The sequence below is a fragment of the Enterobacter cloacae complex sp. GF14B genome (assembly GCF_004136805.1).
Taxonomy (GTDB): domain Bacteria; phylum Pseudomonadota; class Gammaproteobacteria; order Enterobacterales; family Enterobacteriaceae; genus Enterobacter; species Enterobacter hormaechei_C.
On record NZ_QFRV01000009.1, the window covers coordinates 60,941 to 86,634 of the forward strand.

Annotated in this window: 24 protein-coding genes and 1 tRNA gene; 13 read left to right on the forward strand and 12 right to left on the reverse strand. The window is 54.6% G+C overall.

Translation table 11 applies throughout. From position 1 onward, the window contains the following. The first annotated feature begins 78 nt into the window (after window positions 1-78). From rlmKL to rmf, 6 genes are all read left to right on the forward strand, one after another. On the forward strand, window positions 79-2,187 hold the full coding sequence (gene rlmKL / locus DD606_RS05170) for a bifunctional 23S rRNA (guanine(2069)-N(7))-methyltransferase RlmK/23S rRNA (guanine(2445)-N(2))-methyltransferase RlmL (protein ID WP_003858171.1): 2,109 nt from the start codon (window positions 79-81) through the stop codon (window positions 2,185-2,187). Between the two features lie 12 nt (window positions 2,188-2,199). After that, the gene (locus DD606_RS05175; RefSeq protein WP_006809352.1) at window positions 2,200-4,107 is read left to right on the forward strand and encodes an ABC transporter ATP-binding protein; all 1,908 of its coding nucleotides are present in this window, start codon (window positions 2,200-2,202) and stop codon (window positions 4,105-4,107) included. Between the two features lie 13 nt (window positions 4,108-4,120). Further along, window positions 4,121-5,374: a membrane integrity-associated transporter subunit PqiA gene (gene pqiA / locus DD606_RS05180; protein WP_017693685.1), complete on the forward strand. Its 1,254-nt coding sequence runs from the start codon at window positions 4,121-4,123 to the stop codon at window positions 5,372-5,374. 4 nt (window positions 5,375-5,378) lie between these two features. Next, a complete protein-coding gene (pqiB, locus tag DD606_RS05185) occupies window positions 5,379-7,019 on the forward strand; it encodes an intermembrane transport protein PqiB (protein ID WP_003858166.1) in 1,641 nt (546 codons plus the stop codon). Continuing rightward, window positions 7,016-7,582, forward strand: a complete 567-nt coding sequence (gene pqiC / locus DD606_RS05190) for a membrane integrity-associated transporter subunit PqiC (RefSeq protein WP_017384809.1) — start codon at window positions 7,016-7,018, stop codon at window positions 7,580-7,582. The genes pqiB and pqiC overlap by 4 nt, the downstream gene beginning before the upstream one ends. A 254-nt stretch (window positions 7,583-7,836) precedes the next feature. Beyond that, on the forward strand, window positions 7,837-8,004 hold the full coding sequence (rmf, locus tag DD606_RS05200) for a ribosome modulation factor (RefSeq protein ID WP_003858162.1): 168 nt from the start codon (window positions 7,837-7,839) through the stop codon (window positions 8,002-8,004). A gap of 71 nt (window positions 8,005-8,075) precedes the next feature. Here rmf and fabA read toward each other — a convergent pair whose 3' ends face one another. Together fabA and DD606_RS05210 are read right to left on the reverse strand one after the other, a co-directional pair. After that, window positions 8,076-8,594 (reverse strand): bifunctional 3-hydroxydecanoyl-ACP dehydratase/trans-2-decenoyl-ACP isomerase, encoded by a 519-nt coding sequence (fabA, locus tag DD606_RS05205; RefSeq protein WP_000227926.1) that lies wholly within the window; start codon window positions 8,592-8,594, stop codon window positions 8,076-8,078. A gap of 68 nt (window positions 8,595-8,662) precedes the next feature. Then, window positions 8,663-10,423, reverse strand: a complete 1,761-nt coding sequence (locus DD606_RS05210) for a Lon protease family protein (protein WP_045894109.1) — start codon at window positions 10,421-10,423, stop codon at window positions 8,663-8,665. A 186-nt stretch (window positions 10,424-10,609) separates the two neighbouring features. Here DD606_RS05210 and matP point away from each other — a divergent pair, with 186 nt between their 5' ends. Then, a complete protein-coding gene (matP, locus tag DD606_RS05215) occupies window positions 10,610-11,062 on the forward strand; it encodes a macrodomain Ter protein MatP (protein ID WP_003858158.1) in 453 nt (150 codons plus the stop codon). A gap of 65 nt (window positions 11,063-11,127) precedes the next feature. Here matP and ompA read toward each other — a convergent pair whose 3' ends face one another. Continuing rightward, window positions 11,128-12,180: a porin OmpA gene (gene ompA, locus DD606_RS05220; protein WP_017694761.1), complete on the reverse strand. Its 1,053-nt coding sequence runs from the start codon at window positions 12,178-12,180 to the stop codon at window positions 11,128-11,130. A 356-nt stretch (window positions 12,181-12,536) separates the two neighbouring features. Continuing rightward, the gene (gene sulA, locus DD606_RS05225; RefSeq protein WP_048209418.1) at window positions 12,537-13,046 is read right to left on the reverse strand and encodes an SOS-induced cell division inhibitor SulA; all 510 of its coding nucleotides are present in this window, start codon (window positions 13,044-13,046) and stop codon (window positions 12,537-12,539) included. Window positions 13,047-13,263: 217 nt separating this feature from the next. Between sulA and DD606_RS05230 the strand changes: the two genes are divergently transcribed. Beyond that, window positions 13,264-13,890, forward strand: coding sequence for a TfoX/Sxy family DNA transformation protein (locus DD606_RS05230; protein WP_023315767.1), 627 nt, complete (start codon window positions 13,264-13,266; stop codon window positions 13,888-13,890). Here DD606_RS05230 and yccS read toward each other — a convergent pair. Then, window positions 13,847-16,009: a YccS family putative transporter gene (gene yccS / locus DD606_RS05235; protein WP_003858151.1), complete on the reverse strand. Its 2,163-nt coding sequence runs from the start codon at window positions 16,007-16,009 to the stop codon at window positions 13,847-13,849. The two genes, DD606_RS05230 and yccS, sit on opposite strands and share 44 nt — an antisense overlap. Window positions 16,010-16,027: 18 nt before the next feature. Further along, window positions 16,028-16,474, reverse strand: a complete 447-nt coding sequence (locus tag DD606_RS05240) for a YccF domain-containing protein (RefSeq protein ID WP_003858149.1) — start codon at window positions 16,472-16,474, stop codon at window positions 16,028-16,030. Window positions 16,475-16,596: 122 nt separating this feature from the next. On the opposite strand from DD606_RS05240, the gene helD reads away from it, so the two are divergent. Beyond that, window positions 16,597-18,651 (forward strand): DNA helicase IV, encoded by a 2,055-nt coding sequence (gene helD / locus DD606_RS05245; protein ID WP_129258342.1) that lies wholly within the window; start codon window positions 16,597-16,599, stop codon window positions 18,649-18,651. A gap of 53 nt (window positions 18,652-18,704) precedes the next feature. Here helD and mgsA read toward each other — a convergent pair whose 3' ends face one another. Together mgsA and DD606_RS05255 are read right to left on the reverse strand one after the other, a co-directional pair. Continuing rightward, window positions 18,705-19,163, reverse strand: coding sequence for a methylglyoxal synthase (mgsA, locus tag DD606_RS05250; RefSeq protein ID WP_003858146.1), 459 nt, complete (start codon window positions 19,161-19,163; stop codon window positions 18,705-18,707). Between the two features lie 80 nt (window positions 19,164-19,243). Beyond that, complete coding sequence (locus DD606_RS05255) at window positions 19,244-19,906, reverse strand: DUF2057 family protein (RefSeq protein WP_129258344.1); 663 nt, start codon at window positions 19,904-19,906, stop codon at window positions 19,244-19,246. Between the two features lie 171 nt (window positions 19,907-20,077). Between DD606_RS05255 and DD606_RS05260 the strand changes: the two genes are divergently transcribed. Next, window positions 20,078-20,491 (forward strand): CoA-binding protein, encoded by a 414-nt coding sequence (locus DD606_RS05260; protein WP_003858138.1) that lies wholly within the window; start codon window positions 20,078-20,080, stop codon window positions 20,489-20,491. Between the two features lie 32 nt (window positions 20,492-20,523). Here the strand turns inward: DD606_RS05260 and hspQ are convergent, their stop codons facing one another. Further along, window positions 20,524-20,841 (reverse strand): heat shock protein HspQ, encoded by a 318-nt coding sequence (hspQ, locus tag DD606_RS05265; RefSeq protein WP_003858136.1) that lies wholly within the window; start codon window positions 20,839-20,841, stop codon window positions 20,524-20,526. 60 nt (window positions 20,842-20,901) lie between these two features. Beyond that, complete coding sequence (rlmI, locus tag DD606_RS05270; RefSeq protein ID WP_023315772.1) at window positions 20,902-22,092, reverse strand: 23S rRNA (cytosine(1962)-C(5))-methyltransferase RlmI; 1,191 nt, start codon at window positions 22,090-22,092, stop codon at window positions 20,902-20,904. A 93-nt stretch (window positions 22,093-22,185) separates the two neighbouring features. On the opposite strand from rlmI, the gene yccX reads away from it, so the two are divergent. Beyond that, on the forward strand, window positions 22,186-22,467 hold the full coding sequence (gene yccX, locus DD606_RS05275; protein ID WP_172745090.1) for an acylphosphatase: 282 nt from the start codon (window positions 22,186-22,188) through the stop codon (window positions 22,465-22,467). Here the strand turns inward: yccX and tusE are convergent. Then, window positions 22,464-22,793 carry a sulfurtransferase TusE gene (tusE, locus tag DD606_RS05280; protein ID WP_003858129.1) on the reverse strand — a complete coding sequence of 110 codons (330 nt, stop codon included), beginning with the start codon at window positions 22,791-22,793 and terminating at the stop codon, window positions 22,464-22,466. The genes yccX and tusE overlap by 4 nt on opposite strands. Window positions 22,794-22,881: 88 nt before the next feature. Continuing rightward, window positions 22,882-23,541, reverse strand: a complete 660-nt coding sequence (yccA, locus tag DD606_RS05285; protein WP_003858127.1) for an FtsH protease modulator YccA — start codon at window positions 23,539-23,541, stop codon at window positions 22,882-22,884. A gap of 270 nt (window positions 23,542-23,811) precedes the next feature. Here yccA and DD606_RS05295 point away from each other — a divergent pair, with 270 nt between their 5' ends. Together DD606_RS05295 and DD606_RS05300 are read left to right on the forward strand one after the other, a co-directional pair. Then, window positions 23,812-25,437, forward strand: coding sequence for an ABC transporter substrate-binding protein (locus tag DD606_RS05295; protein ID WP_129258348.1), 1,626 nt, complete (start codon window positions 23,812-23,814; stop codon window positions 25,435-25,437). 144 nt (window positions 25,438-25,581) lie between these two features. Then, window positions 25,582-25,669, forward strand: a tRNA-Ser gene (locus DD606_RS05300). Window positions 25,670-25,694: the final 25 nt, after the last annotated feature.

The window sequence follows — 25,694 nt, forward strand, 5'->3', positions numbered from 1 at the left end:
AATAAGCCTTCAACTTTATGACATACACGCCATATTAGCTATAATGCGCGACAATTTTCTATGAGTAAAAGTGACGATATGAATTCTCTGTTTGCCAGTACGGCCCGTGGGCTGGAAGAGCTGTTAAAAACTGAACTGGAAGCCCTGGGCGCGAAAGAGTGCCGGGTGGTTCAGGGTGGTGTCCATTTTGAGGGCGACACGCGGCTTATTTACCAGAGCCTGATGTGGAGCCGTCTGGCGTCGCGCATCATGCTGCCGATGAAAGAGTGCAAGGTCTACAGCGATCTTGATCTCTACACCGGCGTACAGATGATCGACTGGACAGAGATCTTCACCCCGGACGCCACCTTTGCGGTGCATTTCAACGGCGTCAACGATGAGATCCGCAACAGCCAGTACGGTGCCCTGCGCGTTAAGGATGCCATTGTGGACTGCTTCACGCGTCGTAATAAAGAACGTCCGAACGTTGACCGTGAAAACCCGGATCTGCGTATCAACGTCTGGCTGAACGGCGATACGGCCAGTATTTCCCTTGATCTGAGCGGCGCAGGCCTGCATCTGCGCGGTTATCGCGATCGCACCGGGATGGCGCCGATCAAAGAAACGCTGGCTGCCGCTATCGTGATGCGCTCCGGATGGCAGCCAGGTACGCCGCTGCTCGATCCGATGTGCGGTTCCGGTACGCTGCTGATTGAAGCCGCGATGCTGGCCACCGACCGTGCGCCAGGGCTGCACCGCGGCCACTGGGGCTTCAAAGGCTGGGCGCAGCACGATGAGGCCATCTGGAAAGAGGTCAAAGACGATGCGCAGACCCGCGCCCGTAAAGGGCTGGCGGAATACACCTCTCACTTTTACGGTTCGGACAGCGATGCACGGGTGATTGAACGTGCGCGCAGCAACGCCCGTCGTGCCGGTATCGGCGAGCTGGTCACCTTCGAGGTGAAAGACGTGGCGAACCTGACCAACCCGTTGCCAAAAGGCCCGTACGGTACGGTGATCAGCAACCCGCCGTATGGTGAGCGTCTGGACAGCGAGCCGGCGCTGATTGCACTGCACAGCCTGCTGGGCCGCAACATGAAAGCGCATTTCGGCGGCTGGAACCTCTCCCTGTTTAGCGCCTCGCCGGAGCTGCTGAGCTGCCTGCAATTGCGTGCCGATCGCCAGTTCAAGGCGAAAAACGGCCCGCTGGACTGCGTGCAGAAAAACTACCATCTGGCAGAGATAGCGGCGGATAGCAAACCGTCAGGCGTGGCGGAAGATTACGCCAACCGCCTGCGCAAAAACCTGAAGAAATTTGAGAAGTGGGCAAAGCAGGAAGGCATCGAATGTTATCGCCTGTACGACGCTGACCTGCCGGAATACAACGTGGCGGTTGACCGCTATGCGGACTGGGTAGTGGTTCAGGAATACGCCCCGCCGAAAACTATCGATGCGCAAAAAGCGCGTCAGCGTATGCTGGATGTGATTGCGGCCACCATCGCCGTACTCGGCATTTCGCCAAACAAGCTGGTGCTGAAAACCCGTGAGCGTCAGAAAGGCAAAAACCAGTATCAGAAGATGGGCGAGAAGGGTGACTTCATCGAAGTGGGCGAATATAACGCGCGCCTGTGGGTTAACCTGACTGACTACCTTGATACCGGTCTGTTCCTCGACCACCGTATCGCCCGCCGCATGCTGGGCCAGATGAGCAAGGGCAAAGACTTCCTGAACCTGTTCTCCTATACCGGCAGCGCCAGCGTTCATGCGGGGCTTGGCGGCGCGCGTAGCACCACCACGGTCGATATGTCCCGTACTTATCTGGAGTGGGCAGAGCGCAACCTGCGTCTTAACGGCTTAACCGGTCGTCAGCATCGCCTGTTACAGGCCGACGTGCTGGGCTGGCTGCGCGATACCGACGAGCAGTTTGACCTGATCTTTATCGATCCGCCGACCTTCTCTAACTCCAAGCGTATGGAGGATAGCTTTGACGTTCAACGCGATCACCTGCGCCTGATGACCGACCTGAAGCGCCTGCTGCGTAAAGGCGGCACCATTATGTTCTCGAACAACAAGCGCGGATTCCGCATGGATCACGACGGCCTGGCCGAACTGGGACTGAAAGCACAAGAAATCAGCCAAAAAACGCTGTCTCAGGACTTTGCCCGTAACCGTCAAATCCACAACTGCTGGCTGATTTCCGCAGTCTGAAAGGAAAAATAAATGTCTTTAATTAGTATGCACGGCGCGTGGCTCTCTTTCAGCGACTCACCGCTTCTCGATAATGCAGAGCTGCATATCGAAGATAACGAGCGCGTCTGTCTGGTGGGCCGTAACGGCGCAGGTAAATCGACGCTGATGAAAATCCTCAACCGTGAGCAGGGGCTGGATGACGGCCGTATTGTTTACGAGCAGGATCTGATCGTCTCTCGTCTGCAACAGGATCCGCCGCGTAACGTCACCGGCAGCGTTTACGATTTTGTGGCCGAAGGGATTTCAGAGCAGGCGGAATACCTCAAGCGTTACCACGAGATTTCGCATCTGGTGATGACGGACCCGAGCGACAAGAATCTCAACGAGCTGGCAAAAGTGCAGGAGATGCTCGATCACCACGGTCTGTGGCAGCTGGAAAACCGCATTAATGAAGTGCTGGCCCAGCTTGGCCTGGAAGCGGATATGGAGCTGTCGGCGCTCTCCGGCGGCTGGCTGCGTAAAGCGGCGCTGGGCCGTGCCCTGGTGAGCGGGCCTAAGGTGCTGCTGCTGGACGAACCGACGAACCACCTGGATATCGAAGCGATTGACTGGCTGGAAGGGTTCCTGAAAACCTTTAACGGCACCATTATCTTCATCTCCCACGACCGTTCGTTCATCCGCAATATGGCCACGCGCATTGTCGACCTCGACCGCGGCAAGCTGGTGACTTACCCGGGCGATTACGATACCTATCTACTGGAGAAAGAAGAGAACCTGCGCGTCGAAGAGCTGCAAAACGCCGAGTTCGACCGCAAGCTGGCACAGGAAGAGGTCTGGATCCGTCAGGGCATCAAAGCCCGTCGTACCCGTAACGAAGGCCGCGTTCGCGCCCTGAAGGCGATGCGCCGCGAACGTAGCGAACGCCGTGAAGTCATGGGGAGCGCCAAAATGCAGGTTGAAGAGGCGTCCCGCTCGGGCAAGATTGTCTTCGAAATGGAGAACGTGAATTATTCGGTTGACGGCAAAGTGCTGGTGAACGATTTCTCCGCTCAGGTTCAGCGCGGCGACAAAATTGCGCTGATCGGCCCGAACGGGTGCGGTAAAACCACGCTGCTGAAACTGATGCTCGGTCAGCTCCAGGCCGACAGCGGTCGTATCCACTGCGGTACCAAACTGGAAGTGGCGTACTTCGACCAGCACCGCGCAGAGCTGGATCCAGACCGTACGGTGATGGATAACCTCGCTGAGGGCAAACAGGAGGTCATGGTTAACGGCAAGCCGCGTCACGTGCTGGGCTACCTTCAGGACTTCCTGTTCCACCCGAAACGCGCCATGACGCCGGTGCGCGCGCTGTCCGGCGGTGAGCGTAACCGTCTTTTGCTGGCGCGTTTGTTCCTGAAACCCAGTAACTTATTGATTCTCGATGAACCGACTAACGATCTGGATGTCGAAACGCTGGAACTGCTGGAAGAGTTGATTGATGGTTATCAGGGAACCGTGATGCTGGTCAGCCACGATCGTCAGTTTGTCGATAACACCGTGACCGAGTGCTGGATCTTCGAAGGCGAAGGACGCATCGGGCAATATGTAGGCGGCTATCATGACGCGCGTGGACAGCAATCACAGTCGCTGGCGCAAAAACAGGCGAAGACCAAAAATGTCGCTGAACCTGTTGTTGCAAAAGCAGAAACTGTCAAAAAGTCTCCTGCTAAAATGAGTTATAACTTGCAGCGCGAGCTGGAGGGGCTGCCGCAGCGTCTGGAAGAGCTGGAAGCTGCACTGGAAGCACTGCAAATCCAGGTCGCTGATGCGTCATTCTTTACGCAGCCTCACGACTATACTCAGAAAGTATTGGCTGAACTCTCCCAGGCTGAACAGGCGCTGGAAGAGGCATTTGAGCGCTGGGAGTACCTTGAGTCTCTGAAAAACGGCGCATAAACAGGGATAATCTATGTGTGACCAGCACCATGCCGATCGGCATATATTATGCTCGCAATGCGATATGCTCGTGGCGTTGCCAGAGCTTGGTCACGGACATAAGGCTGCCTGCCCGCGCTGCGGCGCTACGCTGACGACCGAGTGGGACGCGCCAAGGCAGCGTCCTACGGCTTATGCGCTGGCAGCCTTATTCATGTTACTGCTCTCCAATCTCTTCCCTTTCATCTATATGAAAGTAGGTGGGATGACCAGCCAGGTAGATTTACTGGAAATTCCTGGCGTGATGTTCTCGGAAGATTACGCCAGCCTTGGCACCTTCTTTCTTCTGTTCGTGCAGATCGTCCCGGCTTTTTGCCTGGTCGTCATTCTGCTGCTGGTCAACCGCGTCAGGATGCCCACTGTCCTTAAAATCAAACTCGCGCGGATCCTTTTCCAGCTGAAAAGCTGGGGGATGGCGGAAATTTTTCTCGCGGGTATCCTGGTCAGCTTCGTGAAGCTGATGGCCTACGGCGATGTGGGGATTGGCAGCAGCTTTATTCCGTGGTGTCTGTATTGCGTGCTGCAACTGCGCGCGTTCCAGTGCGTGGACCGACGCTGGGCCTGGGACGATATTGCCCCGGCGCCGACGCTCTCGCAGACGGTAAAGGTGGGCGTACCGGGTATCCGTCAGGGGCTTCGCTCCTGCTCGTGCTGCACCGCCGTGCTGCCCGCGGATGTCGAGGTGTGTCCGCGCTGTGAAACAAAAGGTCACGTCCGGCGCAAAAATAGCCTGCAATGGACCATGGCGCTGCTGGTGACCTCTGTCATGCTCTATCTGCCCGCCAATATCTTGCCGATCATGATCACCGATTTGCTCGGCGACAGAATGCCCTCGACCATACTGGCCGGGGTGATTTTGCTGTGGAGCGAGGGATCTTACCCTGTAGCAGGCGTCATATTCCTCGCCAGTATTATGGTTCCGACCTTAAAGATGATTGCCATTGCCTGGCTTTGCTGGGATGCAAAAGGGCACGGTAAGCGAGACAGCGAGCGCATGCATCTGATTTATGAGGTCGTGGAATTTGTTGGCCGCTGGTCGATGATTGACGTGTTCGTGATTGCGGTTCTCTCAGCGCTGGTGCGTATGGGGGGGCTGATGAGTATTTATCCCGCTATGGGAGCGCTGATGTTTGCGTTGGTCGTCATTATGACCATGTTTGCGGCCATGACCTTCGACCCTCGTTTATCGTGGGATCGTGAGCCCGATTCAAGCCATGAGGAAGAGTAAGAGCATGGAAAATAAGAGTGGAGAGGCTAAAGTGCAGAAGGTCAGAAACTGGTCGCCGGTGTGGATTTTCCCCATCGTGACCGCGCTGATCGGTGCATGGATCCTGTTTTATCATTACAGCCATCAGGGACCGGAAGTCACGCTAATTACCACCAATGCAGAGGGGATTGAGGGCGGAAAAACCACCATCAAGAGCCGCAGCGTGGATGTGGGTGTCGTGGAAAGCGCGACCCTGACGGATGATTTAACCCATGTTGAAATCAAGGCCCGCCTGAATGCTGGCATGGAAAAACTGCTCCATGAAGATTCTGTTTTTTGGGTAGTGAAACCGCAGGTTGGTAGAGAAGGGATCAGCGGCTTAGGGACGCTATTGTCCGGGGCTTATATTGAACTCCAGCCCGGCAACAAAGGCGCCCAGCCAGCAAACTATCAGCTGCTGGATTCACCGCCGCTTGCGCCACCGGATGCAAAAGGGATCCGCGTTATTCTGGACAGTAAAAAAGCGGGCCAGCTCTCGCCGGGCGATCCGGTGCTGTTCCGTGGGTATCGCGTCGGTTCGGTTGAAACAAGCACCTTCGATCCGCAAAAACGGACCATCAGCTATCAGCTATTTATCAACGCGCCTAATGACCGCCTGGTGACCAGCAACGTTCGCTTCTGGAAAGACAGCGGGATCGCGGTAGATCTCACCTCTGCGGGGATGCGCGTTGAGATGGGTTCACTCACCACGCTGTTTGGTGGGGGCGTCAGTTTTGACGTGCCGGAAGGTATAGATCTGGGACAACCGGTGGCGGAGAAAACCGCCTTCAGACTGTTTGACGATCAAAAAAGCATTCAGGATGCGCTCTATACCGATCACATCGACTACCTGATGTTCTTTAAGGACTCTGTACGCGGCTTGCAGCCAGGGGCGCCAGTTGAGTTCCGCGGTATTCGTCTGGGGACAGTGGGACAAGTGCCTTACTTTGTTCCGGGACTGAAGCAGATGCTTGATGATGATTATCGTATTCCGGTGCTGATCCGCATTGAGCCTGAGCGTTTGATTAACCAGATAGGCGAGGACCAGGATATTGGGGAGCATATCAGCGACCTGCTGAATCGCGGGCTGCGCGGCTCGCTGAAAACCGGCAACCTGGTCACAGGGGCGTTGTATGTCGATATGGACTTCTATCCAAAAGCGCCACCAATGACGGGTATCCGTGAATTTGGTGGCTACAAAATCATTCCTACGGTCAGCAGTGGCCTGGCGCAGATCCAACAGCGCCTAATGGAAACGCTGGATAAGATCAACAATCTGCCGCTGAATCCAATGCTTGAAGCTGCGACGGGATCACTGCATCAGAGCCAGGCGACGATGCAACGTCTGCAAACCACCCTGGATAATATCAACAAGATCACGGCCAACCAGTCCATGCAGCAGCTGCCGCAGGATATGCAGAAAACGTTGCGCGAACTGAATCGTAGTATGCAGGGCTTCCAGCCGGGCTCAGCGGCCTACAACAAGATGGTGGCGGATATGCAACGTCTTGATCAGGTTTTACGCGAGCTACAGCCCGTTCTGAAAACGCTCAATGAAAAGAGCAACGCACTGGTGTTTGAAGCGAAAGACAAAAAGGATCCTGAGCCTAAGAGGGCGAAACAATGAAAAAATGGCTAATCATCGCAGGCGCACTGGTATTAACGGCCTGTAGCTCTGGAAGCGATAACAAAAGCTACTACCAGCTGCCGTTAAGCGCCCAGTCCGGTGCGCAGAGCAGCACCTCGCAGGGCAGCCGTCTGCTGTGGGTTGAACAGGTTGCCGTGCCAGATTACCTGGCGGGCAACGGGGTGGTCTACCAGACCAGCGATGTGCAGTACGTAATCGCCAACAATAACCTGTGGGCCAGCCCGCTGGATCAGCAGCTACGCAATACGCTGGTGGCGAATCTGAGCAGCCAGCTCCCCGGTTGGGTCGTTGCCTCGCAGCCTCTGGGAAGCGATCAGGACACTCTGAATGTTAACGTGACGGGATTCCATGGCCGCTATGATGGTGCCGTTGTTATCAGCGGGGAGTGGCTGCTGAATCACCAGGGTCAGCTGATTAAGCGTCCTTTTCATCTTGAACTCAAGCAGCAGAAAGATGGCTATGACGAAATGGTGAAAGTACTTGCGCAGGGATGGGCACAGGAGTCGGCTGCTATCGCAAGAGAGATTTCCCGCCTGCCATAAGTAAAATTCATCGACGAAAGCCGCACTCAGCTTCTTGCTGATTGCGGCTTTTTTTTCGTTTTGCGTTCAGGTTGTTACTTGTCCCGCGTCACATTTTTTGTACAAACGATCTTCCATGTAGCTCACAAATATGACACCCGTATGAATTTTGAACGTTGACGCTGACGTCGATTCGGGGTATTCGTTAACTGTGCTTGCACATATTGCAACCACTGTTTTCTTTCCACCAGACAAAAGAATGAGGGAAACGAGGCATGAAGAGACAGAAACGAGATCGCCTGGAAAGGGCTCATCAACGTGGTTATCAGGCTGGCATCGCCGGACGTTCAAAAGAAATGTGTCCCTATCAGGCCCTGAATCAAAGGTCCCAATGGCTAGGGGGCTGGCGAGAAGCCATCGGAGACAGGGCAGTACTTGCTTGATACCGTCTCTTTAAAAAGAAACCTCCGCAATGCGGAGGTTTCGCCTTTCTGGATGGGGCTAAAAGCCGTTATCAGAAAGCGGAGGTATCCTGGAACAGACCCACTTTCAGGTCGTTCGCGGTATAGATCAGGCGACCATCTACCAGCACTTCACCGTCCGCCAGGCCCATAATCAGGCGGCGGTTAACGATGCGTTTGAAATGGATACGGTAGGTGACTTTCTTCGCGGTAGGCAGAACCTGACCGGTGAATTTCACTTCGCCTACGCCCAACGCACGGCCTTTGCCTTCACCGCCAAGCCAGCCCAGATAGAAGCCAACCAGCTGCCACATGGCATCGAGGCCCAGGCAGCCAGGCATTACCGGATCGCCAATAAAGTGGCAACCGAAGAACCACAGGTCCGGGTTGATATCGAGTTCTGCTTCTACGTAACCCTTATCAAAGTTGCCGCCGGTTTCGGTCATTTTCACGACACGGTCCATCATCAGCATATTTGGGGCTGGTAACTGCGGGCCTTTCGCGCCAAACAGTTCACCGCGACCAGAGGCAAGAAGGTCTTCTTTAGTATAGGATTCGCGTTTATCTACCATGTTCTCAGTAAGCCTTATTTTAGTGAAGGACGCAGGATAGCTAACACGTGTACGCTGAACAAGTCCGATCAGTTCGCACTAAACCAACTTAACCAGCGTAACGGCCACGGATAACGATGACGAGCATCCTGCTGTGTCGCCTGAGCTATACGTTCCTGAATGGTCTGCATCAGGGTTGTCTGGCCTTCGCCGTCCCAGACCAGGTTTGTCAGTAAGGGTAGTGCATCCTCAACCCCTTCGATGGCCCAGACGGTGAATTGTTCCTGCTCTACCGCATCCAGAATCGCCTGGCTCAGGCTCAAATGGCGAGCGTTTGGCGCCGGAATAATCACGCCCTGTTTGCCGTTTAAACCGCGCTGCTGGCAGATAGCGAAGAAGCCTTCGATTTTCTCATTCAGTCCACCCACCGGTTGGGCACGGCCAAACTGATCCACGGACCCGGTAATCGCAATATTCTGGTTAATCGGCACGTCTGCAAGCGCGCTGATCACGGCGCACAGCTCCGCCATCGAGGCGCTGTCGCCGTCGACTTCGCTGTAGGACTGTTCAAAGGTCAACGAGGCAGAGAAGGGGATCTGCTGCTCGAGCTGAAGTTCAGACATCAGGAATGCCTGCATGATCATCATGCCTTTGGCATGAATGTTTCCGCCCAGTTCGGCCTTGCGTTCGATATCGGTAAATTCGCCGTCACCAATGTGTACGACACAGCTGATACGGGAAGGCTCACCAAAGGCGCGCGGGTGTCCGGGGAACTCGATGACGGACAAGGCGTTGATTTGCCCGATACGTTCGCCTTCGGTCTCCACCAGAATCTGTTCCAGCAGAATTTCATCCTGCATACGGTCAGCAAGATAACCTTCACGCCATTCACGCTGGGCCAGCATCTGGCTCAGTTGCTCACCGTTGAACGTACCGTTGCCGCTGATAACCCCCACTTCACGCAGCTGTTTACCGATCCAGAGCGGGCAGAGCGGCAGGGTTTCCTGATCGCCAGTGTAGCGTACGGCCTCGCGGATTAAGCCCGGCCACGCATCCTCGGCAGGCGAGGGCAGTGCGAAACGTTCCGCCACGGCCATAACCCACTGACACCACTGCGCCATGTCATCGGCATCGGCGATCTGAATATTGTCTTCAAATTCGCTATAGACAGCCTGCTCCGCGAGTTCTGGCTCCATTTCCTGGAAATCAGCCAGAGATTCACGGTCGCCCGTCAGCACGACGGTCAGCGACAGCGGCATAGACGGAATGGATACAGGCAGCGGACGCGAATCGTCGTAGCCTACCCAGTCAAAACGTTGCTGTGTCACCACCGTTTTCAGGCGCATCCACAGCAGAGGCTGCGCAAGCAGGGTGCGAAGGGAGATGAGCAACACGCCGCCATTCGCGCGGTGTACCAGCCCCGGTTGCAGTGACACATCGCCATTGAACTGACGAAGGCAGCCGAACAGCTGTTCTGCTTCCACCCAGTTGGCGGTGATCACCTCGCCTTTTGCAGCGAACTGTCCGTCTGCCTGCGTGGCAGGTTCGTACGTCACGTCACGTCCGGCAATATGATACTGGCCACCAAAAACGGCATTCGTTTTTGGCTGCAACTGGCGCATGGCATCACCGAGAAGCGTCAGATACTCGGCTTCTTCCGGGGCTTTGAGCAGCATGAAAGGAGATGTAGCCCATGGGGATGACATCTGCTCCAGCGCGTAATGCAAACGCGGTTGTGTATCGCTAAGTATGAATTCGTGTTCTTTTGTGAGGTCTGGCTGTGCAAACAGCTCCTGATAGCTCTCGGTATCCGGAACCAGGTCACGCCATGCAAGTTTCGTAATGGTCAAAGTTGATGTTTTTTAGTCAGAAGTAAAACCGTGGAGTATACCGTAAGCGGCGCACTCTGCCCAATCAGGATTCGGGTTTTCGTCATGCGGATCGCCTGCGGCGTTTCACAGGATATGATTTCTTTTCAGCAGATTGCCAAAAAACTGATATTCTGAACAGAGTTACACGGTAACACTGAGATCGCAATGAAATATCAACAACTGGAAAACCTCGAAAGCGGCTGGAAATGGAAGTACCTGGTCAAAAAGCACCGTGAAGGGGAGCTGATCACCTGCTACATCGAAGCCAGCGCGGCGCAAGAAGCTGTGGATATGTTGCTGACCCTCGAAAACGAACCGGTACTGGTCAACGGCTGGATTGAGAAACACATTAATCCGGCCCTGTTAAACCGGATGAAGCAAACTATCCGTGCTCGTCGTAAACGGCATTTCAATGCCGAGCATCAGCACACCCGTAAGAAATCCATCGACCTGGAGTTTATGGTCTGGCAGCGTCTGGCCGGGCTTGCGCAACGGCGCGGGAAAACCCTGTCGGAAACGGTGGTGCAGCTGATTGAAGATGCCGAGCACAAAGAGAAGTATGCCAGCCAGATGTCGACGCTGAAGAACGATCTACAGGCACTGTTAGGTAAAAAATAAGCGTTTTGCTTTTCTTCAGATAATAAAAAACCCCGCATGGCGGGGTTTTTTTATAAGACGATAACTTATGCCGCAGGCTGAGTTACAACGTCTTTGATACCTTTAACTTCGATCTCTACGCGACGATCTGGTGCCAGGCAGTCGATCAATGCAGCGCGTGGTTTCACGTTGTCACAGGTAGAACCGGTAACTGGGTTAGATTCGCCCATACCACGTGGGGAGATCTTGTTAGCTGGGATACCTTTAGATACCAGGTAATCAACTACAGACTGAGCACGTTTCTCAGACAGACCCTGGTTGTAAGCGTCAGAACCGATACGGTCGGTGAAGCCCAGAACCACTACAGAACCGTCTTTAGGATCCAGGTTGCTCAGCTGGGTGTACAGCTGATCCAGTGCCTGCTGACCTTCTGGTTTCAGGGTAGCTTTGTTGAAGTTGAACAGAACGTCAGACTTCAGAGTGAAGTGCTTGGTCTGTACTTCTGGCGCTGGAGCCGGAGCTGGAGCTACGACTGGCGCATCTTCCTGCTGACCGAAACGGTAAGAAACACCAACGCTCAGCATGCCGTTGTCTGGACGAACGCCAACGGTAGCACCGTCACCGATGTTGTTAACCCACTGGTATTCCAGACGGGTAGCGATGTCACGGGTCATTGCCCACTCAACGCCACCAGCGAATACTGGGGAAACACCCGTGTCGTGGTCGTCACCAGCGATGCTGTTGCTGGAGTCTGCACGCCATACCATGCCGCCCAGACGGGTGTACACGTCCAGATCGTCAGTTACTGGGTAACCCAGTTTAGCGGTCAGCTGTACGCCTTGAGCTTTGAAAGCGCCATTTACGTTGTCGCCTTTGTAAGGCATACGACCTAACCAGTCGTAACCCATTTCAAAGCCAACATACGGGTTAACCTGATAGCCACCGAACGCACCTGCACCCAGCTGGCTCTCGTGAGTAGGGCCATCGTTGTTCAGGCTGCTGTTGTACCAACCGGTGTCATGGAACTGAGACCAGCCCAGTTTACCACCTGCATACCAGGTATTATCTTTCGGAGCGGCCTGCGCTACGGTAGCGAAGCCAGCCAGTGCCACTGCAATCGCGATAGCTGTCTTTTTCATTTTTTGCGCCTCGTTATCATCCAAAATTTGCCATGAATATCTCCATCGGAGGAATCACGGTTAAATCCTTCACCGGGGGGCGTGGTCAAATATAAACCTACCGATATCTTCGGCTTAGGCCGAGCACCCCTGGCGATGTAAAGTCTACAACGTAGCTGAAAACTTACAAGTGTGAAGTCCGTCAGGCATATGAAAAAAAAAGTTCCGTATACCTAATATTTAACAATTTTTGAACGAATTTTGTGCAGTAAAATTAACGAGAACCGCGTCAGACAAGACTTGCCGCAGTTTTGGCGCGTTGAACTTTTTTTGCATACTGCGGTCGAAAAAAATTCCAGGAAAACTCTTAAAATCACTCAATGGTACACATTTGAGTGAATTTTTAGCCCGGGATGTTGTCCTCTGCGATAGGAATCTCCACGAACTGGCCGCATGATGAAACCCATCGCGTTACCTTCTTCAGCCGCTTCAGTCAGACGCAAATGTTCCTCTTGCGACAGATCCTCATGCAACCACCCAATCACGACGCTATAGTTCCCGGTACGTAATGCCCGGACCATCGACTCGACCGTATCGCAAGGGGAGAGTTGATTAATCTGCATCACCTTCGCTAACGGCAGCCCAGCCGACTGAACCCATTCGCGACTTAATTTTTGCTGTGGCGTCAGCCAGAGCTGCCAGCGAGACTGTTGCCCGAGCTGCTGCAAAAGCGGCAGGAGTAAGAGTTGTGTCAACAGCGGCTGGTCTTCACGGTAAACCACTTCACTGATAAGCCCTGTCGATTCACGCCCGATAGAATTCTGCGCAGCATTGCCTGCGGCAGAAGTAGAAGGTGTTAAGTGATTTGCATAGCCTGAAGTGTACATAATCATTCCAGCCCTGTAGTTACTGTATGGATATACAGTAACCCCTGTATGCATAAAGATCAACCTCATTTTCGGAAAGCGACTCGCAAATTTCATCCATTCCTGGTGAACATGAAAAAATCATCTTGCCCAACGGCAATAAGTTGCCTATTTTCCTGCTAACGGATCCGTTAGTAAGAAATATCGTGGTTACTGTATGATTTTTAATGGAATTATCATGAAAAAGATATCTTATGAGCGGATTTATCAATCTCAAGAATACCTCTCTCCGCTGGGCGAAATTCATCATCGCGCCCTGTTTGGCGGTTATACCCTGGCCGTGGATGAAGCGGTGTTCGCGATGGTGTCTGACGGCGAGCTGTACCTTCGCGCCTGTGAGCAAAGTGCAAAATACTGTGTAAAAAACGCTTCCTCTTTTCTGACCCTGATGAAACGAGGACGCCCAGTGCTGCTTAATTACTACCGTGTGGACGAAGGTCTGTGGCAAAACAGGGAAAAACTGCTTCAGCTCTCCTCGTTTGCGCTCGATGCCGCCAGGAAAGAGCGCTACCAGCGCCATCAGCGTAACCGGCTTAAAGATCTGCCGAACCTGACCTTTCAGATTGAGGTCCTGCTTATGGAGGCGGGCATTACCAATGAAGAGACGCTACGACAGTTGGGGGCGAAGACGAGCTGGCTGAAAATGCGCTCGAAGAATAAAGCGCTGAGTATCCGGGTATTGTTCGCGCTTGAAGGCGCGATTGAAGGGTTACATGAAGCGGCACTCCCGGCGGATATTCGCCGGGAGCTTACGGAGTGGTTTAATGCGCTGCCTGAGTCGCAGGGCCATCATTCCGCCAGGTAGCGATCTGCTGTCGCAGCCGACAAATTTCCGGCAGCAAAGCGATAAGCAGGCCAATTTGCTGAAGGACCAGTGGAGCTTTGTTGTCGGTGCCTGGATCAAGGTGTGCGATACGTTGCACCAGTTCATCCAGTGCCTGGTGAACCCGTGGCTCATCCGCAGGTTGATGATGAAGCGCATCATCAACGTAGCAAACGGCGTCGTCCAGCAGCGCCAGGATGTCCGGATTCGTCAGTTTCTCTCGGTGGGCGCCAAGGGTAGAGATATAGCTGGTGAACGTGTGGTTCAGACACAGCAGGCGGAAGGCTGTCTCACGGATTTCTGCCGTAGCGCGCGGCTCAGTTGACATATTCGAGACAACGGAAGCCAGCTCTGCGTCAGTGTTATGCGCATCGCGACGGGCAATCCGATAGGCCAGACGGTTATCGCGACCCTGATGGTATTGCTCAAGAATAGCATCCAGGTAGCGGCAGTTGGCGTTCATTGCTCTGTCGGACACGCGCGGTAAATTTCGGAAACGCCAGTCAGGCCAGATAAAACTCACCGCCGCCCAGGCGATGGCGCAGCCGATTAGCGTGTCAATCACACGGGGGAGGGCCACCTCAAAGCCTTCACCCAGCAGATTGAAGCAGAGCAGCACCAGCAGCGTGATGAACATCGTGGCGTGGGCATACTGCACATTGCGGAAAGCGAAGAACAGTACACCGGTAATCACAATCAGGATCAGTTGCCCTTCTACGGATGGCACAAAGTAGAGCACCGGCAGCCCGATGGCGACCCCGACTAATGTCCCGACAATACGCAGCGCGAGCCGATGGCGGGTAGCGTTATAGTTCGGCTGGCAGACAAATAGGCTGGTCAACAGGATCCAGTAGCCGTGGTGCAATCCTGTTATCTGGATAAACGCGTAGCCGACGCACAGTACCAGCGACATCCTTACCGCATGGCGAAAGAGGGCGGATTCCGGCGTAAAATGACGGCTCAGGCGCAGCCACATATCGCTGAAACCGTTGAGACTGTCGTCGGCAAGCTGGTTGTCAGCGTCATTGCCCGGCATCGCCATCGCCTGTTCAGACTCAATGGTGGCGAGCTGAGCATCAATGGCTCTCAGGTTGTTGAGCAGGAATCCCAGGGCTTTGAACTGTTCCGGTGATGTCCCACTGGCCTGAACGCGATCGAGCGCCGCATCCAGGTGGCTGAATGCGCGTTCAAAGCGCGGATCGTGCTGATAGGGCGTGCGCAGCAGTATTGAGCGCGCAAGTTGCTGGCAGGCCTGAGACTGCATCGACAGCAGGCGCTGGAAACGGAACATCACGTCGCTATAGCGGAATTTCTCGCGCAGGTCAGCGTACTGCACATGCGAGGAGCTGGCGCGCTCGTGAATATCCTGGGCGACAAAATAGTAGTGCAGTGTGCGCCGTGTACCGCGCTGACCGCGATCGCCGCGCAGACGGGTGAGCAGAGACGCTTTGGTCTGATTCAGCGTGGCGACCAGCTGGCCATTTGCCAGCGCCAGATCGTACAGGGGCGCCTGACTGTCCTCTTCAATATCCGGATCAAACAGCCGGGATTTCAGCTCCAGATAGTGGGCCAGCTGTTCGTAACTGCGGGCAATGTTGTCCTGTAAGGCACGAACCGGAAAAATAAGATGCCCGGTTAAGGTCAGCAGGTTATACCAGATAGCACCCAACAGCAGCAGGACCGGTTGCTGATACCACTGCTCGTAAAGAGAGACGCCCAGCATGGTGTAAATGGCAATCAGCAGGGCGCCAAACGCGATAGTGGCGTAGCGTTGCCCGAGGCCGCCGAGCAAAATGAAGCCGCTGGTGGACACCGTCAGCCCTAAGGCAAACAGCCAGGGCCACGGGAAAAGCAGCTCAACGGAGGCGGAAGCAATAAAGAAGCAGACCAGCGTGATGACCAGATTACGCAAACGACCGGCCAGGCGGTCGTCGAGATCCGCCAGCGCACCGGCCACCACCCCAAGCGTGAGGGGGATGGTGAGCTTCACATCATTCAGCCACCACGGCAGAGCGACGGTGCCGCAGAGGGCGATAAAAATCCTGACGTTATACAGCCAGTTACTGTTCCATGTATAGCGACGAAGCAGGGGGCTTAGCATGAGAGCGGCCAGTCCTTATTACTGAAAACGACGACGGGCATTGGCTTCACGCGCGGCTTGCGCGACTTCGACCGGGACAACTCGGCGTCCTACCGGCCACAGGGCGATGGTGGCAATTTTGAAATTAGCGATGCCAACCGGAATGCCAATAATCGTAATGCACTGGGCGATGCCGGCGAAAATATGCATCAGACACAGCCACCAGCCAAAGAAGATCAGCCATAAAATATTCAGCAGCGTGCCGCCGGTATTCATCAGGGCATTTTTTCTTTCCGGCTCCAGCTCATCCACGTGCACGGCTTCATTTCCATAAGGAACGAGGGACAGTTTGGTGATTTCCCAGCAGGAGCGCGTCAGCGGAAGGGTGAAGATGAGCACAATGCTCACCAGGGTGGCAAAAAGCCAGGAAAGGGTGGTGGCAAAACCGCCAAGGACAAAATTCAACACATTCAGAACGGTACGCATAAACCCTCATTTCCTTCGATATGATTAACGCCCGGTGATTGTAACGTTTTTTTGGGCTGGAGCACCTTAAAACTGGCAGTTAAACTGTCTGACAAATTATGACCTCGTGGATCCGGCAGGATATGGAACTGAAAGCAACTTCAATGGGCAAACGCCTGGCGCAGCACCCTTACGACAAGGTTGTCCTTCTCAATGCGGGAGTGAAAGTCTCCGGGGAACGCCACGAATATCTTATTCCGTTTAATCAGCTACTGGCCATTCATTGTAAACGAGGGCTGGTATGGGGGGAGCTGGAGTTCGTCTTGCCGTCAGACAAAGTGGTGCGGCTTCACGGGACCGAGTGGGCGGAAACCCAACGCTTCCACTACCATCTGAATACGCGCTGGCAACAGTGGAGCCAGGAGATGAGCGTGATAGCCGCACAGGTGCTGCAACAGGTGCTGGACGATATCGCGCTAAGCAATACGCAGCAGAAGTGGCTGACGCGCCAGCAAACCGCCGGGCTTCAGCAAAAAATTGCCCAGGCGCTGACGGCATTGCCTTTACCGGTGGCGCGGCTTGAGGAATTTGATAACTGCCGCGACGCGTGGCGGAAGTGTCAGGCCTGGCTGAACGATATCGAGAAAAGCCGTCTGGCGCATAACCAGGCCTGGACTGAGGCGATGCTTACGCAATATGCCGATTTTTTCAGTACGGTGGAATCATCACCCCTCAATCCTGCCCAGGCGCGCGCCGTGGTGAATGGCGAGCAGTCTCTTTTAGTGCTGGCAGGCGCCGGGAGCGGCAAAACGTCGGTGCTGGTGGCACGCGCGGGCTGGCTTCTGACAACGGGCGAGGCGGTTGCCGACCAGATTTTGCTGCTGGCCTTTGGTCGCAAGGCGGCGCAGGAGATGGATGAGCGCATTCAGGCGCGTTTGCATACCCAGGATATCTCGGCGCGCACGTTCCACTCCCTCGCTTTACACATCATTCAACAGGGCAGCAAAAAAGTCCCTGTTGTCAGCAAGCTGGAGAACGACGCTCAGGCTCGCCAGACGCTGTTTATCAAGGCATGGCGTCAGCAGTGCAGTGAAAAAAAGGCGCAGGCGAAAGGCTGGCGTCAGTGGCTTGAAGAGGAACTCAACTGGGAGGTGCCGGAGGGCAGCTTCTGGCAGGATGAAAAGCTGGCGCGCCGGCTGGGCTCTCGTCTAGACCGGTGGGTAAGCCTGATGCGCATGCACGGCGGCTCTCAGGCGGAGATGATAGAAAGCGCACCGGAGTCGATCCGCGCCGTGTTTTCTAAGCGGGTTAAGCTGATGGCGCCGATGCTGAAAGCGTGGAAAACCGCGCTGAAAGACGAAAACGCGGTCGATTTTTCGGGGCTGATCCATCAGGCCATTATCATTCTGGAGAAAGGGCGCTTCGTCAGCCCGTGGAAACACATTCTGGTGGATGAGTTTCAGGACATCTCGCCGCAGCGCGCTGCGCTGCTTTCGGCGCTGCGGGCGCAGAATAAACACACGTCGCTGTTTGCCGTGGGCGATGACTGGCAGGCTATCTACCGTTTCAGCGGGGCGCAACTTTCTCTCACGACGGCCTTCCACCACTATTTTGGGGAAGGCGATCGCAGCGATCTGGACACCACCTACCGCTTCAACGCGCGGATTGGCGAAATAGCCAACCGTTTTATTCAGCAGAACCCGCATCAGCTGTCGAAACCGCTTAACAGCCTGAGGTCTGGGGATAAAAAGGCCGTCACGCTGCTGGCGGACGATCAGCTGGAACCGCTGCTGGATAAACTGAGCGGCTATGCGAAACCGGATGAACGAATTCTGGTGCTGGCGCGTTACCACCACCTCAAGCCGACGGCGCTGGAAAAAGCGGCGACGCGCTGGCCAAAACTACAGCTCGATTTCATGACCATTCATGCCAGTAAAGGGCAGCAGGCCGACTACGTGATTGTGGTGGGGCTAAAAGAGGGGAGCGACGGTTTCCCGGCGCCGGCGCGGGAATCCGTGATGGAAGAGGCGTTATTACCTGTTCCGGAAGATTTTCCGGATGCAGAGGAGCGGCGCTTACTGTACGTGGCGATAACCCGCGCGCGCCATCGCGTGTGGCTCTTGTTCAACAAAGAGGAGCCGTCGGTGTTTGTCGATATTTTGAAGAGTATTGACGTGCCGGTGACGAGAAAGCCGTAACGCGCCGGGCAAATTCTGTAGGCCCGGTAAGCGCAGCGCCACCGGGCAAAAAACTACTTCAGTCTCTCCGCAAGATAACGCTGATAATCCGGGATCAAAATCTCCACCGGATCGTTAAACTGCGGCGATTCAATGATGAAATCTGCCGTTGAAAGATTGGTGGCTACCGGAATGTTCCACACCGTAGCCAGACGCAGCAGCGCTTTAACGTCCGGATCATGCGGAACCGCGTTCAGCGGATCCCAGAAGAAAATCAGAACGTCAATTTTACCTTCTGAAATCTGAGCGCCTACCTGCTGGTCACCCCCCATCGGGCCGCTCAGCATGGCATTCACTTCCAGACCAGTTTCGCGGTGGATCAGGTTGCCGGTTGTTCCCGTAGCAGAAAGGGCATGATGCTGTAAAAGAGGCTGATGGCGACGAACCCAGTTAAGCAGCATTTGTTTACAGTGATCGTGCGCAACCAGAGCAATGTGCTTGCGCGCCGGAAGTGTGCGTGTTGTCAGTTCCATAATCTTATCCGTGAGGTTACCTCGCTACACGATGACGGGAACTGACTGATGCTGCAAGAGAAAGGACAAAAAAATGTGGCTTACGACGAAGGTTGCTGTTTCGCCCATTGCAGAAAACGGGCGCGCGTGTCCGGATCGGCATTCTGGAACCAGAACTTGAGACGTTGCTCAGTAAGGGTCTGCGACTGAGGGGGGAGTACATCCAGCTCCGATACGCCCGAAAGCAGGGTACTGTCATCCGCCATCATGGTGGCGAACTGGGGCAGCGAGGCGCGCCTGCTGGCCCTGTTGTAGGTCTCGGTGTCCGCTTCATAGTCAGTTCCCTTTGGCCTTTTTGTCAGCGCCAGAATATCCAGCTTTACCGGGATGGGCATGGAATCCCCGTCCACCAGTTCAATGCGCGGCGAGGCATCAAATGCCAGTGACTCCTTTTCTGTCTCAAGGCGCGGGAGACGAAAATTGACCTGGCTGATACGCTGGGTATTAAAGCTGACCACCAGCGGAGGCGAAATGTACACCTGCTGTTCGTTGTCGGCGAGGCGAATGGTCTTTTCCACCCGAAAAACCACCTGGTGCGGGCCGTTATCCAGCTCGATGCTGTCTGCGCCCCGCAGCAGGGAGCTGGAGACTTTTTTCCCGTCCAGCACCAGCAGGTCAATGTCGGTTGTGAGTCTGAGAATAGTTGCGAAAACACAAACCGGCATGATTAACGCAACCACAGCCCAGGCAATGCCGGTTTTCATAGCAGACTCCTGTAGACAAACTACCCGGTAAGAATGTATCAAAATTTTTCGATAAACACGTTTACTAACATATAGACATATTCTGCCGTTTTGCCCTCATACTTCTGTATGGGATGCGTGGTTGAGATGTTCGCTTTGACGTACACTTTGAAAAAAACCAGGAGGAACAGCATGAAAGAGAACGACATTGTCGAGATTCTGACGACCACGCGCACTATCGCGCTGGTCGGCGCGAGCGATAAACCGGATCGCCCAAGCTATCGGGTCATGAAATACCTTCTGGACCAGGGATATCACGTGATCCCGGTCTCGCCGAAGGTGGCGGGGAAAACGCTGCTGGGTCAGCAGGGTTATGCGACGCTCGCGGACGTGCCGGAAAAGGTGGATATGGTGGACGTTTTTCGTAATTCAGAAGCGGCCTGGGGCGTGGCGCAGGAAGCGATCGCCATTGGCGCGAAAACGCTGTGGATGCAACTGGGCGTGATTAATGAGCAGGCGGCCGTGCTGGCACGCGATGCCGGGCTGAAAGTGGTGATGGATCGCTGTCCGGCAATCGATATTCCCCGTCTGGGGCTGGCAAAATAAAAAAAGCCCGTTTGACGGGCTTTTTTACACCTTTAGTTACGCAGTCTTGGTGCCTGTAACTGTTTGCGGATGGTCTGAGCAAGCTCGTCCATAGTGGGTTGTTCCGGATGCTCATCCTGTAGTTCACCACTCAGCTGCGCTTCGGCAAGATAGGTATGGACAGGCTGACCATCGTCGCCCTCCATAACCACATGATACCAGGGCGCGGCGCGAAGCTCTGCGTCAACGGCCAGATCGTCTGCTGACGGTTCATCAAGGGAATACTCCGGGTCGATATCCACGACCACACCCAAATATCCGAGCAAGGTGTGGCGGACCTGCTGGCCGATACCGAATTTGCTGGCAATCATAGTCACCTCCCGGGAAACATTACATACACACTATGTGCGGGCAATATTTCTCTTTTCAAGTTACATGACGCGACAGGCAAACCCTTTCAGATACAGCCCTTCCGGGTAGGTAGCGATCACCGGGTGATCGGCGGCCTGACGGAACTGCTCTATAAATTGTACATCACGACCCGCATCTATTGCGGCATCGGCGATGATTTTTTGGAATAAATCTGTCGTCATCAGGCCAGAGCAGGAGAACGTCAGCAGTACGCCGCCCGGGTTCAGCAGCTGGATCGCCAGCATGTTAATGTCTTTATAGCCACGGCAAGCGCCCATCAGCTGGCTTTTATTTTCTACAAACTTAGGTGGGTCCATCACGATAACGTCAAATTTCTCGCCCTGGTCGCGGTATTTACGCAGCAGTTTGAACACGTCGTCGCGCACAAACTCCGCTTTGCTCAGATCCAGCTTGTTCAGCTCAACGTTCTGTTTCGCCACGTCCAGCGCTTCCTGTGAGGTGTCGACGCTCACAACCTGGGCACAGCCGCCCATCAGGGCAGAGACCGCAAAGCCGCCGGTATAAGAGAAGCAGTTCAGCACGCGCCTATCGGCAACGTACTGGCGCGTTGCCAGACGGCTGTCACGCTGGTCGAGGTAATAACCGGTCTTATGGCCGCCCTGGATATCCACCAGCAGCTTCATGCCATGCTCTTCAATAGGCAGCAGGGCAGGCGGCAGTTCGCCGGTGACCGGGCCTTGCGTCAGCTCCATGCCCTCTTTTTTACGTACCGCCACGTCGCTGCGGTCGTAAATGGCACATTCCGGGAACAGGGTTTGCAGGGCGCTAATCAGCGCGGCACGCTGGTATTCCGCCCCGGCGCTCAGCAGCTGCAACACCAGGAAATTGCCGAAGCGGTCAATGGTCACGCCCGGCAGCCCGTCGGACTCTCCGGCAATCAGACGATAGCTGTCCAGCCCGTCACGCTTTGCCAGCCACTCACGCCACTGCTGCGCCTGTTGCAGACGACGGACAAAGAAGTCGATATCGATGGCTTCTTCTTTATCGAACGTCCAGACGCGCGCGCGGATCTGAGATGCAGGCGAGTATGCGCCGCGTGCTAACCATTTCCCCTGATGGTCAACAATATCGATGGTTTCACCGAGGCTGGCTTTACCTTCCATGCGGGCAACCGCGCCGGAAAAGACCCAGGGATGACGGCGCAGTAATGACTTCTCGCGCCCTTTGGCTAACACTAAACGTACACTCATAATTTGCTATTCTGTCGATTCCAATGAAATGGCCGCCATTTTCCCGACTTCAGTGAGGAAATGCAACGCGCCAGTCGGATAAGGAGAAGGATGATGTCAAATGTTTGCACCATTGCCTGGGTCCATGGCCTTGTACAGGGCGTCGGATTCCGCTACAGCACCCAGCGCGAAGCCCTTCAGCTCGGGCTGACGGGGTATGCGCGTAACATGGATGATGGCAGCGTGGAGGTTGTGGCCTGCGGTGAGGCGGATCGGGTAGAGAAGCTGGTGGCGTGGCTGAAAGCGGGCGGACCGTGCAGTGCGCGGGTTGATAAGGTGCTAACGGAACCGCATCAACCCGGCCGGGAATACGCTGACTTCAGTATTCGCTATTAAATGCATTTTACCGGCTTTGGCAGGCCGGCGATTTTTGTCGCCTGTTTAGCCGGGCCTTTCGGAAACAGGCGATACAGATAACGGCTGTTGCCTTTCTCTTCGCCAAATTTATTCGCCATGGCTTTGACCAGCATGCGGATAGCTGGCGACGTGTTGAATTCAAGGTAAAATTCTCGCACGAAGCGCACCACTTCCCAGTGTTCCGGGGAGAGGGTAATTCCTTCGTTTTCCGCAATTTTCTCCGCCAGCGCTTCGCTCCACTGGCTGCTCTCTTTCAGATAACCGTCGTTATCGGTTTCGATCTCTTTGCCTTCAAAACTCAACATATTCATTCACGCGTTAGTCAAAAACCGCCTCAGTCTACCAAAAAAACAAAGCCCCGCATAAGCGGGGCCCTGTTCACAGCACGGTGAGTTAATCGCGGCTGGCGAAGCCCAGGATGCTCAGCAGGCTGACAAAAATGTTGTACAGCGACACATACAGGCTCACGGTGGCGCGGATATAGTTCGTCTCACCGCCGTGAATGATGTTGCTGGTTTCATACAGGATTGCGCCGGATGAAATCAGGATAAACACCGCGCTGATTGCCAGATGCAGCGCAGGCAATTGCAGGAAGATGTTCGCCAGCATACCGACCAGTACAATCACGATACCAGCCATCAGCATACCGCCAAGGAAGGACATGTCCTTACGGGTGGTCAGCACGTAGGCCGAGCAGCAGAAGAACACCAGCGCGGTACCGCCCAGCGCCATACCAATCACGTCGCCCATTCCGGCAGACAGATAGGCATTCAGGATTGGCCCCAGAATGTAGCCCAGGAAGCCGGTAAAGGCGAACGCGGAGAGAATCCCCACCGGTTTATCCGCGGTTTTGTAGGTCAGGAACATCAGACCGTACATACCCACCAGCGTCAGGATCAGGCCTGGAGAAGGCAGCATCAGTACGGTGCTGGCCGTTGCGGTGATCGCCGAAAACGCCAGCGTCAGGCTGAGCATGAAATAGGTATTGCGCAGCACCTTATGGGTGCTGAGTAGCGATGTGCGGTCGCGTGAAGAAGTAATTATACGATCCATGAGTCACTCTCTTATGACAGATGTAATTAGCGCAAAGAATAGGAAACGGCGCGGCAGACGCAAAGTGGTTTTACCCATCTTTACTCAGCCCCTTAGGGATTATGCTGGTTTTTTATTCTGGCAAAGCCTTTGTACTCAGAATGAAGTGCGGTTTGTAGGGCGTATTCAGATCAACCTCTTATAGGTCACTGAAAAATATTGCGTTATTTCCCTAAGGCCGCTAAGAGTTATTTCCGGATCGTCATAAAAACAGACAATAAGGCGAAGGAAATGAAACCACAAACACGCACGCGCTTTACGCTCTCTTTGTTAACCGCAGGGGTCCTGTGCGCCAGCACGGCAACCTGGGCGGCTAACGTGCCGGCAGGAACCCAGCTGGCAGATAAGCAGGAACTGGTCAGGAACAACGGCACTGAGCCCGCCTCGCTCGACCCGCATAAAGTCGAAAGCGATGTCGAATTTAATATTATCAGCGATTTATTCGACGGGCTGGTCAGCGTCTCTCCGGCAGGTGAAACCCAGCCGCGCCTGGCGGAGAAATGGGAAAATAAAGACAACACCGTCTGGACGTTCCATCTGCGCCCGGGCATTACCTGGAGCGATGGAACCCCCATCACCGCGGAAGATATTGTCTGGAGCTGGCAGCGGCTGGTCGACCCGAAAACCGCCTCTCCGTATGCCAGCTATCCCGGTAGTATGCGTATCGTCAACGGCACTGATATCGCAGAAGGCAAAAAAGCGCCCGAGTCGCTGGGGGTGAAAGCCATCAATGACACCACGCTGGAAGTGACGCTCACGCAACCTAACGCCGCTTTCCTGGCGATGCTGGCTCACCCGTCTCTGGTGCCAATTGATAAAGTCCTGGTAGGCCGTTTCGGTGATAAGTGGACCAAACCGGAGCACTTCGTCAGCAGCGGGGCCTATAAACTGTCACAGTGGGTGGTTAACGAACGCATTGTGGCGGTGCGTAACCCAAAATATTGGGATAACGAACATACCGTCATTAACAAGGTGACCTATCTGCCCATTTCCTCTGAAGCTGCTGACGTTAACCGCTACAAAGCGGGCGAAATCGACATTGTCTACACGGTGCCCATCAACCAGTTTGCTCAGCTGAAGAAAACGCTGGGGAGCGAGCTGGATGTATCGCCGCAGCTTGCCACCTATTATTACGAATTCAACACCACCCGGCCGCCGTTCAACGACGCCCGCGTGCGCAAGGCGCTGAACCTGGCGCTGGATAAAGACATTATCGCCAAAGTATTAGGGCAGGGTCAGCGCCCGGCATGGCTCATCAGCCAGCCGGATATTGGCGGCGTCAAGCTCCAGAACCCGGATTACGCCAGCTGGCCGATAGATAAACGCATTGCCGAGGCGAAAAAGCTGCTGGCCGAAGCCGGATTTAACGACAGCCATCCGCTCAGCTTTAATCTCCTCTATAACACCTCGGAATCGCACCAGCGTATTGCCATTGCCGCCAGCTCAATGTGGAAGAAGAACCTCGGCGTGGAGGCGAAGCTGCAAAATCAGGAGTGGAAAACCATGCTTGATACCATGCACACCCATAACTTTGACGCGGTACGCTACGCCTGGATTGCCGATTACGACGATGCGGCAACCTTCCTGAACAACTTCCGTACCGGGGACAGCCAAAACACCACTCAGTACAGCAATCCGGACTACGATCGGGCACTGGTGAACGCGGCGAAATCGAAAACGGCGGAGGAGCGCGGTAAATTCTACCAGCAGGCAGAAGATCTGCTGGGACGGGATGTACCGGCGATCCCGGTCTATCATTACGTGCGCACGCACCTGGTGAAACCGTGGGTAGGGGGCTTCACGCCAGACAAGCTCGGGTACTACTACACCAAAGATATGTACATCAAAAAGCACTAACGATCCGCGGTGGATATTATGCTGTCAAAACGGCCAATCTGTCGTCTATTCAACCGATTAAACGCATTTTGGCTATTTTTAAAGCGAACGAATGCGCGCACTCTTTACAGCGCGCGGTGAGGTGTTTATAGTTCGCCTCACTTAGGAAGCGTGGCCGAGCGGTTGAAGGCACCGGTCTTGAAAACCGGCGACCCGAAAGGGTTCTAGAGTTCGAATCTCTACGCTTCCGCCAAATTCGAAACCCCTGCGATAGCAAT